Below are 15,666 nucleotides of genomic sequence, written 5' to 3' on the forward strand. Positions count from 1 at the left end.
CCTTTTGTTATCTAAAAAACCTGTTTTCGGTAAACGAAGAAGATATTTTCAATAAAAGTTTTCATTTTTAGCCGCACCGATTTCTTTTAATCAAGGTTACCTTGCTTCGGCATGTTCTAACGTGAAATGCTCCTCTTCACCCATGTGTTTCAATTGTTTCATCGAACGCATGTAAGAGTAAAGCAACACAGCAACAGAGCCGATCCAAGCTAGAGGAGAAGCTGCTGCGGCTCCTGGATACCCCCACATTCCTGTAAGAACGATAGCTGCAAAAGAACGCATAAGCAATTCCATCATACCGGCGATCGTAGGAATCTTGCTTTGTCCAAGACCTTGAAGCGTGTAGCGTAAAATGAACAGGACTGCTAAGATCCAGTAAAGAGACCCATTGATATTGAAGTAGGTTTGTGCTAATTCAAATACATGTGTTTCTGATGGGCTAACAAACAGTTGAACAAAGAAATGTCCGAAGAAAATGACGATAGCACCTGCTAAAAGACTAAATCCGACACTCATCAATAAAGTTTGTCGTACACCTTCCAAGATTCGGCCATATTCCTTTGCACCATAGTTTTGTGCAGTGAAAGTCGCCATTGCGATACCAAATGACATCATCGGTTGATTGGCAAATTGATCAATACGACCAGCAGCGGCTTGAGCAGCCACAACATCTGTCCCTAAGCTATTTAGTGCTGCTTGTAATACGATAGCACCGACAGCGATGATTGAAGACTGGAACGCCATTGGCAAAGCTGCATTTAGATGTACACGAAACTCTTCTTTGTCAAAATTGAAATCTTTTTTGCGTAACTGTAATAAAGGCATCTTTTTCTTGATATACACAAGACACAGTACGCTAGAAGAAACTTGTGCGATTACGGTAGCAATAGCTGCACCTTCCACACCCATACCAAAATAGATAATAAAAATCAAATCAAGTACGACATTGATGATGACCGCAATGATCAGAAAGAATAATGGTGTGCGGCTGTCACCAAGTGCGCGAATGACATTAGAAAGCAAATTGAAACTGACGGATGCAAAGATCCCTAACAAAATAATTGAAATAAATGTTTGTGCTTGATCAATTATTTCAGGAGGAGTTTGCATCAACTGAAGCATCGGACGAATAAACAGGAGACTCAGGACAGTTAAAATCACAGTGACGACAAGACTAATAACAACACTAGCAGCAAAACTTTTCTTCAGACCCCGATAATCTTTTGCACCGTAACGTTGTGCAGTAATAATGGCTAAACCAGCTGTTAATCCTTGGGCAAAACCAATGATCAAAAATGTCAGGCTTCCAGTTGCACCAACCGCTGCCAGCGCATTTTTACCTAGTGTCTGACCCACGATGATCATATCGATCATATTATAAAACTGCTGAAAAACGTTTCCGATCAGTAAAGGAACAGTGAACAGCAAAATCAGTTTAGCGGGGCTTCCTTTTGTTAAATCGCGCATCTTTTAAACTCCTTATATCTTTAAAATTTAGTTAGTAGTATATAGCGTTTATCCTGAGAATACCAATTAGAAATCAATGATAATTGATGAAATTCCATAAAAAGAAGCCAAGAATTGAGTCAAAGAATCAACAACTTGGCCTGGTCTGTAAAATAAGGGACATCCACGTTTATCTATCACCTTAATATTGTCTGATCTCACTTGGTAAAAGGATCGTTTCTCTCGTACCGTCATCATAGGCGTATACTTGAGCAGGAAATTGGTTCGAATAGGCAAACGGCAAATCAATATCCATTTCCACATTGCTTCCTGCTTGAGAAAAATGCATCGTCACTTTTCCACGATTTTCGATCAAATCAAAGGTTAATATATTTTCTAATGGAATGACTCCCTTAAGATCTAGGTCAATAATAAACCATATACTGTCAATCAATTCATCTGGCAAACTTGATACTACACCAACTGAAGCGTAACGGTTGCGGCTGCTATCAAAACTTTCAAACATCTGGTTAACCTCCTTCGAATCAACGAATGTTTTTATTTTTATAATCAATCATAGGATAAACTAGAAATACTTACTTTAACGAGGGTTCATTCTAATAAAGAATCAGGAAAAATGCAACAATAATTGAATACTTTTTTTCAAAGTATAAATTTTTATAAAGGTACGATAAAAATATGCGAGGAAAAGCTTGGTAAATCAGCATTTTTCGTTTGCAAAGCTATTTACAAAAGCGGAAGCCCCATATGAAAATAAACGATTAGAAATAAAAAAGGCGTGTTAAAAGCTGCTGACCCGCCGCTTCTAACACCACCTGATTGTTTCAGTATTATTCTTCTTTTGAACCGATTACTTCTGGTTCGCCGCCTTCACCTGTGCTTTCTTCTTCTTCACTTTGAGCGACTACAGCAGCAATTTGTTCTTCACTGTCGGTCACGAACTTGTAATCGTCGTTTTTTGGAAGATCGGCTACTGTAATAGAATCGCCTAATTCCAAGTTTGTCACGTCGACTTCAATTCGTTCAGGCAATTTGTCTGGTGTAGCAGATACGACTACTGTATACAAGTTTTGAGCTAACACTCCACCCGATTTGACACCAACTGATTCGCCAACAAGAACGACTTCTGTTTCGACTTCTGTTTCTTCCGACATGTTGACAGATAGAAATTCTGCATGTTCGAAATGATTAGTAAAAGTGTTCGTTTGGATCTTATGAACCAAAGTATTGACTTTTTGTCCGTCAATGTCCATCGTGATAACTGTGTTTGCTCCATGTTCACGCAGCAATTTGCTTAGTGTCAAACCATCGAATGAGATAGGGGTACTTTCTATTTTATACCCATAAACAACAGCTGGAACTTTCCCTTCATGACGAAGTTTATTTCTTAATGAACGGGGACGTACTTCTCTTTTACTTACTTCTAATGATACTGACATAACCAAAATTCCTCCTTAAAATGTGACTGTCTGCTTTGGTAACGGACAGATTTTATTTAAGTGAATTCTAAAGGCTAATCTCTTGCACATCATCGAAGGCAGGGCGCTTAAAAAACGCAAAAGGAGAGATGTGCGCATCTCCCCTTAGAAAGTCAGGATTCAACTTTTCTCCACCAGGTCATTACGCTGTGTATGAGAAATCCAATTCACTTTACTCTTTAACCGTAACGCGAACTGCTAGTTAAGTCAAGGAATAACGTTGATGATTTATTTGCAAGCAAACATATTCAAGGTATAATTCTTATTAGTAATAAGAAAGGAAACGGTATGCGCTTAGATAAATTAATAGAAGAAAAATTAGAAACGACACGTAAGGAAATGAAGCGGCTGTTTGCTTTGAAGCAAGTGATGATCGATGGCACAGTCGAATTTCGACAAAATCGAAATGTAGACAGTTTGCTGCATCGGATTGAAGTAGCAGGTGAACATTTAGAAACAAATGAGTCCTACTATCTTCTCAACAAGCCTAAAAAAGCTGTGACTGCTGTGTCAGATCCAGAAAAGACGACGGTAATCGATCTGATTGCAAGTGCCGATCGTTTTCAGCCGCTCTATCCAGTGGGAAGACTGGATAGAGATACAACAGGACTATTGCTGATTACTTCGAATGGCCAATTGGGATATGAAATGCTCCTTCCTGAAAAAAAGGTCTCAAAGACTTATCAAGCAGTGGTGAACGAAAGGGTGACATCAGCAGACGTAGCAGCATTTGAAAAAGGAATCGTATTCGCTGATGGGTACCAATGCCAGCCGGCTAATCTAAAAATACTCAAAGCAGACAAGCACCAAAGTACCGTTTTATTGACGATCCAAGAGGGGAAATTCCATCAAGTCAAAAAGATGTTTTTAGCCCAAGGAAAGAAAGTGATCGCATTGAAGCGGTTAAGCATGGGACCATTGGAATTAGATGAACACTTGGCAGTAGGCGAGTACCGATCGTTGACGCTAGCAGAGATGAAAAAGTTAAGTATTTATTTTAAATAGGAGATTAAAAGGATGAGATATAACACTTTATTGTTTGATGTTGATGATACATTGCTAGACTTTCAACAAACTGAGGCAAATGCTTTAAGTGCTTTGTTCGCAGAGCAAGGGATCACATTGACACCAGAAATCAAAACGAGCTATAAGGCTTTGAATCATCATTTATGGCAGGAATTTGAAAAGGGCAGACTATCACGAGAAGAAGTAACAGGCAGTCGTTTTGGATTACTCTTCCAGCAATTTGGGAAAACAGTAGATAGTCGCCAAATGGAGAAACGCTATCGTCACTACTTGAACCAAGGACATGATCTTGTTCCGGGAAGTCTAGAACTTCTGAAAAAGCTCCATCCTCACGCCGAACTTTATATTGTAACGAACGGTGTGTCGCATACTCAATATCAGCGTTTAACAGATGCAGGAATGCTTGATTATTTTAAAGATATATTTGTCTCAGAAGCTGTCGGAGCGCAAAAGCCGATGAAAGAATTTTTTGATCATGTATTTTCCCACATTCCTGATCTTGATAAAAAGCAGACGGTGATCATTGGTGATTCACTGACTTCTGATATCAAAGGAGGGAACATGGCAGGGATCGATACGATTTGGTTCAATAAAAACAAATTGCCGGAAATCGAAGAGATCCAACCCACTTATCGAATCGATTCTTTAGAAGAACTTTACTCATTATTGGAAATTGAAAAGGATTAATTTTCAGAAAAATATAGCATTTTCGTGTTTTTTCGCTATAATAGATTAGAATGAAAAAACGGATACGAAAGAGGTTTTAGTCAATGACAAAAAGCAAGCCAATTATCATTGGTGTGACGGGTGGGTCAGGAAGCGGAAAGACAAGTGTCAGCCGTGCGATTTTCAACAACTTCCCGGACCATTCCATCATGATGCTTGAACAAGATTCTTATTATAAGGATCAGAGCCATTTGAGTTTTGAAGAACGATTGAACACAAATTACGATCACCCTTTTGCCTTTGATAATGATCTGCTGATTCAGCATGTAGGCGACTTACTGAACTATAAAGCCATTGAAAAACCCGTGTATGACTATGTAGCGCATACAAGAAGTCAGGCAACGATCATTCAGGAACCAAAAGAAGTGATCATTCTAGAAGGAATCCTGATCTTAGAAGATGAACGTCTGCGTGACTTGATGGATATCAAGGTATACGTAGATACAGACGATGATATTCGTATTATTCGTCGTATCAAACGGGATATGGAAGAACGGGGACGCACATTGGACTCCGTGATCGAGCAATATTTGACAGTTGTTAAACCGATGTATCATCAATTTATCGAACCAACGAAGCGCTATGCGGATATCATTGTTCCAGAAGGCGGAGAAAACCACGTTGCTATTGATTTGATTACAACAAAAGTGGCTAGTTTCTTAAACCATAAATAGTGCGCAGCGAAACAGTTGAACGGACTGCGACCGTTTGAAAAGCAAGGATCCTGCTTTTTGAACAGTCACCAGTCAACTGTTTTTTTATTTATAACAAGAGGTTGTGAAATCAGCGTCTTGACTTGAGTATTAGAGAAACAAACGGAAAAATAGTTCCTTATATTTTACCGTTTTTTGAGCTAATACCGAAGGTCAGCTGATTGAGCACCGTGAATCAGAGGTCGTGAAAAAGCTGCCCTGCATCCAGTAATAAGAACAAATCAAACAAAAACAGCTTCTCATGTTTTTCGTTTGGTTGGGTTTATTATCGCAGATGCAAGCTTTTGAACACCGTTTAACAAGAGGTTGTGTCAGAAGTAGTCAGCTTCAATAAATAAGAAGGAATTTTCCGAAGAAGCTACTTTTGCATCACCCCCTAAGGAGGCAGTTTTAGCAAATGAAAAAAGATATGAGGAAGAAAGATGTCTAAAAAAGCATCAGTTTTACAAAAATGTCTTCAGATCATGCCAATCATCGGTCTGTTGTTTTTCTTTGTGTTGATTCTCTATGCTTATCATCATGGGATTTTTCGTTCAAGCACGTCTTTGCAAGCGTTTATCCAGGAATTCGGCAAGTATGCAGTGATAGTATTTGTTCTGCTGCAAGTGATCCAAGTGATCATTCCTATTTTGCCGGGAGGAATCTCTTCGGTAGCTGGCATGCTGATGTTTGGCAATGGATTTGGGCTTTTATATAGTTGTATTGGTCTAGTGATTGGAGAAGCAATCGGATTTTTGCTTGTCCGTTACTATGGCGTAGCCTTTGTCCAGCTTATTTTATCGCCAAAAAAGTATCAAAAATTTGATGAATTGCTGACAAGAAAAACGAAAGATATCAAAAAAGTATTAGTCGTTACCTTGCTGCTTCCCTTTGCGCCAGACGACTTAATCTGTCTAGTAGCTGGTTTGACGAAATTATCTTTTAGAGAGTTTATGCAGATCGTGATTTTCTTGAAGCCGTGGTCGGTAGGTGTGTACAGTATGATCATGCTCTTTTTATTCCATCAAGCGCAAGGTCATTTATAATGTAAAAAAGGACGTGGGTGTATGGAAAAAATAAAAGTAACAGAAAATGAACTGGATGAGCTGATGGCAGTCATTCAAGAAGTATGGCCGGAAGCTTTTGTACCAATTATTGGTCAAAAGCAAGTCGATTATATGCTGAAAACTTATCAGTCAAAAAAGCAGATCCAAAAAGAACTGGCAGAAGGCGTTTCTTATTTTTTATTAAAAAGTGAAGGGAAGACTGTTGGTTACACTGCTTATGAAGAGATAAAAGGTAAAATCTATTTAAGTAAATTATATTTGCTGAATAAAGCCCGTGGCCAAGGATTGACTTCTTCGGTTTTTCGCTGGTATGAAGAACTTGCTGCGCAAACAAAGGAAAAAGAGATTTTTTTACGAGTGAACCAGGGAAATCACCAAGCAATCGAGGTTTATAAGCATGAAGGGTTTGAGATTACAGAAGAACTTGTTTCAGATATCGGTCAAGGATTTCAAATGGTCGATTATAAAATGAAAAAAGCTCTCGCATAATCTTAGGAACTGTGTTAAAGTAACTTCATGCGACGGGTCGAGAAGGACTCTGGTTTACAGAGCTCCTAATTGATTTTGGAGGCACAGGATAATTGATTTCTATCTTTATCACCTGCCGGATGCAGGGGTGTCGGGCAAGACTTTTGTGGAGAAGGGCTTGTCTGCTTGAGTAATCAAGTACCGCAAAAATGCGGAAAGAAGCTTATGCTTCTTTCCGCATTTTTTTTACAAGAATATATTCTGTAAAATTGGTTTATTTCCCCTTTAATGCTAAAATCGAAGAGCAGATTAGTTATAAGACTGTTTAAGGGAGCCATTGTCATGTTCGAAAAACTCAAACGATTTGGGCGCAATTTTACGCAAACAACGCCCTTTATCTTAAGCAATACGATTATTTTGATTCCTTATCTTTTATTTTTGGGAATAACAGATTCGCATAATTGGCTGACGATTTTGCCATTTACGCTGTTTTATGCCTTTCGGATGACTGGGCTGTTTTTAGTCAATAGTCTACGATTTGGTCTAGATAGTTACACGTTGCTGATGATCGCTCTGCTGATGGGTGGTACTGGTTCATTACTTGGAATACTAGGCGTATTTTATTTTCCTTTGTTTTATTTTTCAAGTGTTCTTCTAGGGCTGAGTGCAGCATGGCTTGTACCTGCTAATATCACGGTCAATTTCCATGAGAAGACGCAAGGCTTTATCAATATGGATGGGAAAAAATACTTATTTGCAGCTATCTGGCTATTTATCCTGTATCAAGCGATCGGACTGCCTGCACCGACTCAGATTGCAGCAAGCTTTACGATTTATACACTTTTTTACGTCATGGCCTACCATACGGTCAGTCATTATCCGCGTTACGAACTGGATTTCAAAGATATTAAAAGAAACCTAGTGGCTACGCGGGAGCTTGTTTTATTTTTGGTGTTCTTTGGCTTATTGTTTCTTTTGAGAAATGCCCGATTGTTATTCGATGAAAGGCTTTTTGATCTTGCTGTTTATGGTTTCTTGGTGTTGTTCATTGTGTTCGTGTTCGTCTTAGGCCACCAGAAGAAGGAATGGAAGTTGCCAAGTTGGCTGAATCTGTTTACTTTTCTAAACGGAATGCTAGGGAATTTTCTTTTTTTGTTTAGCAGTTTTTATGTTGGCATACTGTACGGATTAGAGAAACTTCCGTTTTATATGTATTTTCCTTATGCTGCCGGTTTGATTGCAGCAAAAATAGTCGGACCATTGATTTTGAAACGTTTATCATGGTCTCCATTGGCTACGCAATTGCTTGGACTGAGTTCTTCTTTGCTGGTCCTCTTGATTCCAAATGGTTTTGCGATAGGTGTCTTTCTGCTTAGTTTCTGGCACGTAGTAACAGGCAGTTGGCTAAATAAGGAATACTATCAAACCGATGTAGCTATTCCAATGGATCGTCGGATTATTGCCAAATACACTACTCAAAATAAAGGAAGTGTGATCCACCAGTTTTTATTGATGACGCTTTTGTTTATTTTAGCAAAAGAAATGGGAGAGCCAATCCATCTACTACTGATCATGCTGAACCATGGAGCAGTGCCGATAGCAAGTGCGCAACTGCTTATTTTAGCCAAATGGATCAATGTCGGTCTTTTAATGAGCGGATTGGTGACTGTATATCATTTATGGAAGAAGGCGAAAAAGAATGAGGCTATTCATTGATGGGGATGGTTCTCCAGTAAAAGACGACGTCATAAAGTTAGGAGAATCCTATGGTCTCGACGTGATTATCGTAACCAGTGTAGATCATTATACGATCAAAGAATACGCTAATCATGTCCAAATCGTCTACGTAGACCGTGGAGCTGATAGTGCAGATTATAAAATCGTCGGTATGGTTAAGAAGAATGACTTTTTGATCACGCAAGATTATGGTTTAGCTTCACTTGTATTGCCGAAGGGTGTTCGAGTATTCCATCACTCTGGAAAAGAATTTGACGAAGCGAATATCGGTACGCTTCTCGAACAACGTTACCATAGTGGGAAGTTAAGAAAAGCTGGCATAAGGACAAAGGGTCCAAAACCTTTTACGGAGAAAGATCATACGGCTTTTCGTCAAGCGTTGAAAAAGGCAATTGACCAAGGTTTACCAAGTACAGAAGATAGTAGGTAACGAAGGTAGTTTACTTGTGCGCGAATACACCAAAAAGGAACAGGGAAACAGGATAAATGGGTTCCTTGTTCCTTTTTTTGTTGTTCTTCGGTACTCGCTCAAAAAACGGTAAAATAGGAGGAGCTATTTTTATTTGGTCGTTCTTATTGCTTGAGACAGAACAGCTTTCTCCCAACTTTTTTCTACTTTTTCCTCTTCTTATACATTTGGATCAATGCATCGATTGCTAAAAAAATAATGACAAATGCGGCAATAGCATACGTAAATATCCCTAATAAGGAAACAACCTCTGCATTTTCTACAGGTGCAGCTTGGACAAGTAGGGAAGATCCTACGATCAATGCAGCTAAAATCATACCGAAAACAAGCCGATTGATCATACTTTCGATCCTGCTCAATAATTTGTCTTGCTTTTTTAATTCCAAATTGACTTTTCCTTGTCCCGAAGTCCACATTTCTAATAGATGATGGAGCTGTTGTGGAATCTTAGGCGCAGCCTTCATTCCCTCTAATAGGTCTAATCCACTTTGTTTCAATGTATCTTCTACATCCAAATGGGTGAGAAAGTAATGTTGGGCAAAAGGCGAAGCAACTTCCATGAGGGAAACTTCAGGGTCAAGGACACGGATCACCCCTTCTAATGTCCCAAATGCTTTCAGCAAAAGCGTGATATCACGGTCGAACTGCAGATTATTTTGATGACAGATCATCACGACTTGTGCGAATACTTCTTGCAAGTTGATTTCATCAATAGGGGAATCATAATATTGTTCAAGAAAACTTGTCAGTTCTTGATGAAACCGACTTTCATCAAATAAGCCTTCCTGCTGACAAAGTCGAAGGACCGCTTTTTCGATTCGATAAGCATCTTTCGTATACAGCGCTAAAACGGCTTGTGTGAGCTTTTGCCTAAGACCTGCAGAAAGATGCCCCATCATGCCAAAATCAATGTAGTTGACCGTATATGGCGCAACAGGGTCTTCTGTAGAAGTAGAGGCTCGAAAAGCAAAGGGACCGAACTCTTTTTCATGAACTGTTTCAGCTGTTCGGCGAGCTCGTGTCTGTTCTTCTTTTGTTAGCACATGGAACAGCAAATTCCCCGGATGAGGATCAGCATGGAAAAAACCATCATCAAACACCTGTTTCATAAAGTTCTCAACTAAAAGCTTTGCAACTTCTTGTTTCAGCTGCTTGTTTTGAATACCGGTGATAAAAGTTTCTGTTCCGTTTTCGGCATTCATCAAATGATTCAAGTTTTTACCAGACATTTCTTCCATCACGATCACTTTTTTCGAACAAAAAGCGTCATAAATTTTGGGGCTGCGGATCTCTTTCCAGCCATTGTTCTTTTGATAGAATTGTTCGCCATTTTGACTTTCTTTTAAGAAGTCCATTTCATTGATCAAGGAACGTTTTACTTCTTGGAGTACCCCTTTTAGATCAACGACGCTAGTTTCAGGAATGTATTTGATCAAAGGGATTGCACGTTCAAATAGTTGAAGATCAAGGCGGATCTCTTCGGCAATGTTAGGGTGTTGGATCTTAACAACTACCGCGTCACCGCTTTTCAGCTTGGCACGGTGCGCCTGTCCCATAGAAGCGGAAGCAAAAGGTGATTTGGAAAAATCATCGAATATATCTGATACTGAAAGAGAAAGTTCCGTTTCAATCGTCCTTTTGACCGTTGAAAATGTGTCGCTAGGTACACTGTCTTGTAATGTTTTGAATGTCTGAGTGAAGGCAGAGGAAAGCAAGTCCTCCCGAACAGAAAGCATCTGTCCTATCTTGATGAAGGTGGGTCCTAATTCTTCAAAGGCTTTTTTTACCTGTTCGGGATTTTTTTGCTGTACAAAGTTTGGCACTACATTGTAGTTGATGAACACTCGAATGATTTCTGCCAAGCGGTTGCGTGGATTTGTTTGCGCCATCATCATCCCTCCTTTCCTTTATCATAACTTTTTATAAAAAACGGGACAAATAATCTAGCTGACAAAAAATAAATGACGTTTGTTCTTTTAGAAACCAACTCGTTTTTTTATAAATAAGTTATTCGTTTATTTTTGTTTTGTGCTAAAATATGAGAGTAAATCACTGAACGATTTAGAATACAGGAGGACAATCTTTTGAAGATTACTTTACTATATGGCGGACGCAGCGCAGAGCATGAAGTGTCCATTCTTTCCGCATTTTCAGTTTTAAATGCCATTTATTATAATTATTACCAAGTTCAACTCGTATTTATTACAAAAGAAGGACAATGGGTCAAAGGTCCATTACTAACAGAAAAACCTGCCAGCAAAGATGTCTTGCATCTTTCATGGGACCCAAGTGGACAGACAGAGGAAGGCTTTACAGGAAAAGTGATCAATCCGGGCGAAATCAAAGAAGAAGGAGCCATCGTTTTTCCAGTTTTACATGGGCCAAACGGAGAAGATGGAACGATCCAAGGCTTCTTAGAGACATTGAATATGCCTTATGTCGGCGCAGGCGTATTGACCAGTGCATGTGCCATGGATAAAATCATGACCAAATATATTTTACAAGCTGCTGGTGTGCCACAAGTTCCTTATGTACCAGTACTTAAGAATCAATGGAAAGAAAATCCTAAAAAAGTATTTGATCAATGTGAAGGTTCTTTGCTTTATCCGATGTTTGTCAAACCGGCGAATATGGGTTCTAGTGTCGGTATTACAAAAGCAGAAAACCGCGAAGAATTGCAAAATGCTTTAGCAACAGCCTATCAGTATGATTCTCGAGCAATCGTTGAACAAGGAATTGAAGCGCGCGAAATCGAAGTTGCTGTATTAGGAAATGAAGATGTTCGGACGACTTTGCCTGGTGAAGTCGTAAAAGACGTAGCATTCTATGATTATGAAGCCAAATATATCAATAATAAAATCGAAATGCAGATTCCAGCCGAAGTGCCGGAAGAAGTTTATCAAAAAGCGCAAGAGTACGCGAAGTTAGCTTACACGATGTTAGGCGGAAGCGGATTGAGCCGGTGTGATTTCTTTTTGACAAATAAAAATGAATTATTCCTGAATGAATTAAATTCTATGCCAGGATTTACGGAGTTCAGTATGTACCCACTCTTATGGGAAAACATGGGCTTGAAATACGGTGATTTGATTGAAGAACTGATTCAATTAGGAATGAATCGATACCATCAGCGTCAATCTTTTTTTGAAAAAAATGAATAAAGAGAAATAAAGAAGAAGCTGGAGTGATTGCGTAACCGCGTTCATTCTAGCTTCTAAATACGAATAGAGAAATTTACTTGGAAGTGAGAGTCATGCGAACCCGCCGTTTAGGCCAAACGCTTTTTTCACAACCTTTTTTAGGAGAGATCTCAATGAATCTAACAATACAAGAAATTGCACAAGCCGTGGGCAGCGAATGCTCTGCACTGACAAAGATTACCAATGTCGAATTTGACAGCCGGAAGATAACCGAAGGAAGTTTATTCGTTCCTCTTGTCGGTACGCGAGATGGACATGAATTTATCCAGCAAGCGATCACAAACGGCGCATCTGCTTCATTTTGGAGCTTGCCTGTTGAACAAGCACCAAAAGATTTTCCAGTTATCCCTGTAGCAGATCCTTTGAAAGCCATGCAGCAATTGGCAACCTATTACTTGGAAAAAGTAGGCGCAGAAGTCGTTGCAATTACAGGAAGCAATGGTAAAACAACCACGAAAGATCTAACCGCGTCTGTCTTGTCTGAAAAATACAAAACATATAAGACGCAAGGAAATTACAACAATAATATTGGTCTTCCTTACACGATTTTGCACATGCCGCAAGATACAGAAAAAATCGTTTTGGAAATGGGCATGGATCACGCCAATGAAATCACAGAACTTTCACTTATGGCTCAACCAAAAGCTGCAGCAATCACAATGATCGGTGAAGCACACATAGAAAATCTTGGGTCGCGAGAAGGAATCGCTAAAGCCAAAATGGAAATCACTGACGGACTTGTACCAGACGGATTACTCGTTGTGCCCGCAGATGAACCGTTGCTGACACCTTTAACGGCAACATTAGTACAAACAGTCACAACATTCGGTATTGGAAATGGCGATGTTCATGCAGAAGTGACAGCAGAAGGAAAAGCGCAAACCGATTTTGTAGTAGAAGGAGAAACATTTACGATCCCGCTGCCTGGAAGTTATAATGTAACGAATGCTTTGATTGCGTATACGATCGGGCGCTTCTTTGGACTGTCCATACCTGAGATACGCCAAGGGCTCGCTCATGTTTCTATCACACAAAACAGAACTGAATGGCTAACGGCAGGAAATGGTGCAGCTATTTTGAGCGATGTCTACAATGCAAATCCAACAGCCATGGGACTAGTATTAGATACTTTTAAAAATCTGCCAACAAAAGGGCGCAGAATCGCTGTGTTAGCAGATATGCTGGAATTAGGGAAAGATTCATTAAACATGCATGCGCAAATGAGTGAACATATCGATCCTGAGAAGTTTGCCATGATTTTCTTGTACGGGGAACAAATGCATGCATTAAAAGAAGACTTGAATCAAAAATATCCGCAACTACCTGTGTTCTATTTTGAAAAAGAAAAGAATAAATTGATTGAAGCTGTCAAACAAAATCTTGAATCAACAGACAGTATTATGCTGAAAGGCAGCAACAGCATGGGCTTATTCGAAGTAGTAGAACAGCTTCAGCAAATGAAATAAAAATCTGTAAACTTGCAGAAAATGAAAAGCTATGTTAGAATAACCTATTGCCGAAAGATGAAGAGAAATTGGACTGGTTTTGCCATGGAAGCAACTTGTCGAAACCAGATGTCATAATCATGATAAAGCTGAACGCGACCCGTTTGGCTTTTCTAATGCCTAAACTTCGCAAAGTGATTTTTCGGTGGTGCCACAGGGGCTAAGAATGGGTAAAAACGTGCGTGGCCACTGTCAAAAAGAAACAATACACTTTGACCGAACAAATCGACGGGGTAGCAAAAAAGCTACATCCTCAGTTAACAACCATATAGGAGGATTCATTTGAAATTTAAAGAACTAGAATTATCACCAGAATTGTTGAAATCAGTCGAACGTGCTGGTTTTGAAGAAGCAACACCTATCCAAGCAGAAACGATTCCGCTAGCATTAGCTGGAAAAGACGTTATTGGACAAGCTCAGACAGGTACAGGGAAAACAGCTGCATTTGGATTACCAATGTTAGAAAAAATCGATCCAGATCGTCACGAATTACAAGGTCTGGTTATCGCACCAACACGTGAATTAGCTATCCAAACACAAGAAGAACTATATCGTTTAGGGCGCGACAAAAAAGTGCGTGTGCAAGCCGTCTACGGTGGAGCAGATATTGGCCGTCAGATCCGTGGCTTGAAAGATCGTCCACATATCGTTGTGGGTACACCAGGACGTATGCTTGACCACATCAACCGCCATACATTGAAGCTTGGAACTGTTCAAACATTAGTCTTGGATGAAGCAGATGAAATGTTGAATATGGGCTTCTTGGAAGATATCGAAAAAATCATTTCTCAAGTTCCTGAGCAAAGACAAACATTACTTTTCTCAGCAACAATGCCGCCAGCCATCAAGAATATCGGCGTTAAATTCATGAAAAGTCCACATCATGTGAAGATCAAAGCGAAAGAAATGACAGCTGACTTGATCGATCAATACTATGTCCGCGCAAAAGAATACGAAAAATTTGATATCATGACTCGCTTGTTTGATGTTCAAACACCGGAACTAACAATCGTCTTCGGACGTACAAAACGCCGCGTAGATGAATTGGCACGCGGATTAGAAGCACGTGGTTATCGTGCAGAAGGAATCCATGGCGATTTGTCTCAACAAAAACGGATGAGCGTATTGCGTTCATTCAAGAACGGTCATTTAGATATCCTTGTAGCGACAGACGTTGCCGCACGTGGATTAGATATCTCAGGTGTCACTCATGTGTACAACTATGATATCCCTCAAGATCCAGAAAGCTACGTTCACCGTATCGGACGTACAGGTCGTGCCGGAAAAGGCGGTATGTCTGTGACTTTCGTTACACCAAATGAAATGGACTACTTGCATGTGATCGAAAACTTGACGAAAAAACGGATGACGACTTTACGTCCGCCAACTGAAAAAGAAGCATTCAAAGGTCAATTAGGTGCTGCAGTTGAACAAATCGAAACAAAACTTGCAGAAAACGGTCTAGATAAATACCTGCAAACAGCAGATAAATTATTAGAAGAATATTCTGCACAAGATTTGGTTGCATTACTGCTGAAAACGACAGCAAAAGATCCAGCTGATGCAGTACCAGTGAAGATCACACCAGAACGTCCATTGCCAATGCAGAAAAAAGGATACAACAAAAATGGCAAACGTGGCGGCGGAAACAACCGTAATCGTCGTGACGGCGGGAATTATCGTGGAAACAAATCAAAAGGCGGTTATAGCAAAAATAATAACAGCCAAAAAGATGGCGGTAAACGTCACAATGATAAAAAACGCGGATTTGTGATCCGTTCAAATAACGATTAAACCTAAAATGAAAGTTTCTCTGTTTTAAGAGAAACTT

At 39.6% G+C, this 15,666-nt stretch carries 14 protein-coding genes; 10 read left to right on the forward strand and 4 right to left on the reverse strand.

The annotated features are described in order from the left end of the window. Positions 1-96: 96 nt before the first annotated feature. The 3 genes from IGK53_RS00860 to IGK53_RS00870 all read right to left on the reverse strand — a co-directional run bounded on the left by IGK53_RS00860 (position 97) and on the right by IGK53_RS00870 (position 2,906). On the reverse strand, positions 97-1,467 hold the full coding sequence (locus tag IGK53_RS00860; protein ID WP_430604879.1) for an MATE family efflux transporter: 1,371 nt from the start codon (positions 1,465-1,467) through the stop codon (positions 97-99). A 181-nt stretch (positions 1,468-1,648) separates the two neighbouring features. Then, positions 1,649-1,972: a DUF960 domain-containing protein gene (locus IGK53_RS00865; protein WP_002289744.1), complete on the reverse strand. Its 324-nt coding sequence runs from the start codon at positions 1,970-1,972 to the stop codon at positions 1,649-1,651. 325 nt (positions 1,973-2,297) lie between these two features. Then, positions 2,298-2,906, reverse strand: a complete 609-nt coding sequence (locus IGK53_RS00870; RefSeq protein WP_002293435.1) for a 50S ribosomal protein L25/general stress protein Ctc — start codon at positions 2,904-2,906, stop codon at positions 2,298-2,300. 327 nt (positions 2,907-3,233) lie between these two features. On the opposite strand from IGK53_RS00870, the gene IGK53_RS00875 reads away from it, so the two are divergent. From IGK53_RS00875 to IGK53_RS00905, 7 genes are all read left to right on the forward strand, one after another. Then, complete coding sequence (locus tag IGK53_RS00875) at positions 3,234-3,950, forward strand: 16S rRNA pseudouridine(516) synthase (RefSeq protein ID WP_002293433.1); 717 nt, start codon at positions 3,234-3,236, stop codon at positions 3,948-3,950. Between the two features lie 12 nt (positions 3,951-3,962). Beyond that, on the forward strand, positions 3,963-4,658 hold the full coding sequence (locus IGK53_RS00880) for a YjjG family noncanonical pyrimidine nucleotidase (RefSeq protein WP_002315562.1): 696 nt from the start codon (positions 3,963-3,965) through the stop codon (positions 4,656-4,658). 83 nt (positions 4,659-4,741) lie between these two features. Further along, positions 4,742-5,371, forward strand: coding sequence for a uridine kinase (gene udk / locus IGK53_RS00885; protein ID WP_002289751.1), 630 nt, complete (start codon positions 4,742-4,744; stop codon positions 5,369-5,371). Between the two features lie 461 nt (positions 5,372-5,832). After that, the gene (locus IGK53_RS00890) at positions 5,833-6,435 is read left to right on the forward strand and encodes a TVP38/TMEM64 family protein (RefSeq protein WP_002293431.1); all 603 of its coding nucleotides are present in this window, start codon (positions 5,833-5,835) and stop codon (positions 6,433-6,435) included. A gap of 21 nt (positions 6,436-6,456) precedes the next feature. Continuing rightward, entirely contained in the window at positions 6,457-6,945 is a 489-nt protein-coding gene (locus tag IGK53_RS00895) for a GNAT family N-acetyltransferase (RefSeq protein WP_002293430.1), read from the forward strand. Between the two features lie 321 nt (positions 6,946-7,266). Further along, positions 7,267-8,640 (forward strand): hypothetical protein, encoded by a 1,374-nt coding sequence (locus IGK53_RS00900; RefSeq protein ID WP_002329728.1) that lies wholly within the window; start codon positions 7,267-7,269, stop codon positions 8,638-8,640. Next, on the forward strand, positions 8,624-9,091 hold the full coding sequence (locus IGK53_RS00905) for a YaiI/YqxD family protein (protein ID WP_002293427.1): 468 nt from the start codon (positions 8,624-8,626) through the stop codon (positions 9,089-9,091). The genes IGK53_RS00900 and IGK53_RS00905 overlap by 17 nt, the downstream gene beginning before the upstream one ends. A 182-nt stretch (positions 9,092-9,273) precedes the next feature. Here IGK53_RS00905 and IGK53_RS00910 read toward each other — a convergent pair whose 3' ends face one another. Then, complete coding sequence (locus IGK53_RS00910; RefSeq protein WP_002329727.1) at positions 9,274-11,019, reverse strand: ABC1 kinase family protein; 1,746 nt, start codon at positions 11,017-11,019, stop codon at positions 9,274-9,276. A 195-nt stretch (positions 11,020-11,214) separates the two neighbouring features. On the opposite strand from IGK53_RS00910, the gene IGK53_RS00915 reads away from it, so the two are divergent. The 3 genes from IGK53_RS00915 to cshA all read left to right on the forward strand — a co-directional run bounded on the left by IGK53_RS00915 (position 11,215) and on the right by cshA (position 15,629). Beyond that, complete coding sequence (locus IGK53_RS00915; protein WP_002293424.1) at positions 11,215-12,291, forward strand: D-alanine--D-alanine ligase; 1,077 nt, start codon at positions 11,215-11,217, stop codon at positions 12,289-12,291. 152 nt (positions 12,292-12,443) lie between these two features. Continuing rightward, the gene (locus IGK53_RS00920) at positions 12,444-13,796 is read left to right on the forward strand and encodes a UDP-N-acetylmuramoyl-tripeptide--D-alanyl-D-alanine ligase (protein ID WP_002293421.1); all 1,353 of its coding nucleotides are present in this window, start codon (positions 12,444-12,446) and stop codon (positions 13,794-13,796) included. Positions 13,797-14,117: 321 nt separating this feature from the next. After that, a complete protein-coding gene (cshA, locus tag IGK53_RS00925) occupies positions 14,118-15,629 on the forward strand; it encodes a degradosome RNA helicase CshA (protein WP_002293419.1) in 1,512 nt (503 codons plus the stop codon). Positions 15,630-15,666 lie beyond the last annotated feature (37 nt).

The sequence above is a fragment of the Enterococcus sp. DIV1224 genome (assembly GCF_050555455.1).
GTDB classification, from domain to species: Bacteria; Bacillota; Bacilli; order Lactobacillales; family Enterococcaceae; genus Enterococcus_B; species Enterococcus_B lactis.

Excerpts from the sequence above, each read along its gene's own strand:
- IGK53_RS00860 (WP_430604879.1), bottom strand. The coding sequence starts at position 1,467 with ATGCGCGATTTAACAAAAGGAAGCCCCGCTAAACTGATTTTGCTGTTC.
- IGK53_RS00865 (WP_002289744.1), bottom strand. The coding sequence starts at position 1,972 with ATGTTTGAAAGTTTTGATAGCAGCCGCAACCGTTACGCTTCAGTTGGT.
- IGK53_RS00870 (WP_002293435.1), bottom strand. The coding sequence starts at position 2,906 with ATGTCAGTATCATTAGAAGTAAGTAAAAGAGAAGTACGTCCCCGTTCA.
- IGK53_RS00875 (WP_002293433.1), top strand. The coding sequence starts at position 3,234 with ATGCGCTTAGATAAATTAATAGAAGAAAAATTAGAAACGACACGTAAG.
- IGK53_RS00880 (WP_002315562.1), top strand. The coding sequence starts at position 3,963 with ATGAGATATAACACTTTATTGTTTGATGTTGATGATACATTGCTAGAC.
- udk (WP_002289751.1), top strand. The coding sequence starts at position 4,742 with ATGACAAAAAGCAAGCCAATTATCATTGGTGTGACGGGTGGGTCAGGA.
- IGK53_RS00890 (WP_002293431.1), top strand. The coding sequence starts at position 5,833 with ATGTCTAAAAAAGCATCAGTTTTACAAAAATGTCTTCAGATCATGCCA.
- IGK53_RS00895 (WP_002293430.1), top strand. The coding sequence starts at position 6,457 with ATGGAAAAAATAAAAGTAACAGAAAATGAACTGGATGAGCTGATGGCA.
- IGK53_RS00900 (WP_002329728.1), top strand. The coding sequence starts at position 7,267 with ATGTTCGAAAAACTCAAACGATTTGGGCGCAATTTTACGCAAACAACG.
- IGK53_RS00905 (WP_002293427.1), top strand. The coding sequence starts at position 8,624 with ATGAGGCTATTCATTGATGGGGATGGTTCTCCAGTAAAAGACGACGTC.
- IGK53_RS00910 (WP_002329727.1), bottom strand. The coding sequence starts at position 11,019 with ATGGCGCAAACAAATCCACGCAACCGCTTGGCAGAAATCATTCGAGTG.
- IGK53_RS00920 (WP_002293421.1), top strand. The coding sequence starts at position 12,444 with ATGAATCTAACAATACAAGAAATTGCACAAGCCGTGGGCAGCGAATGC.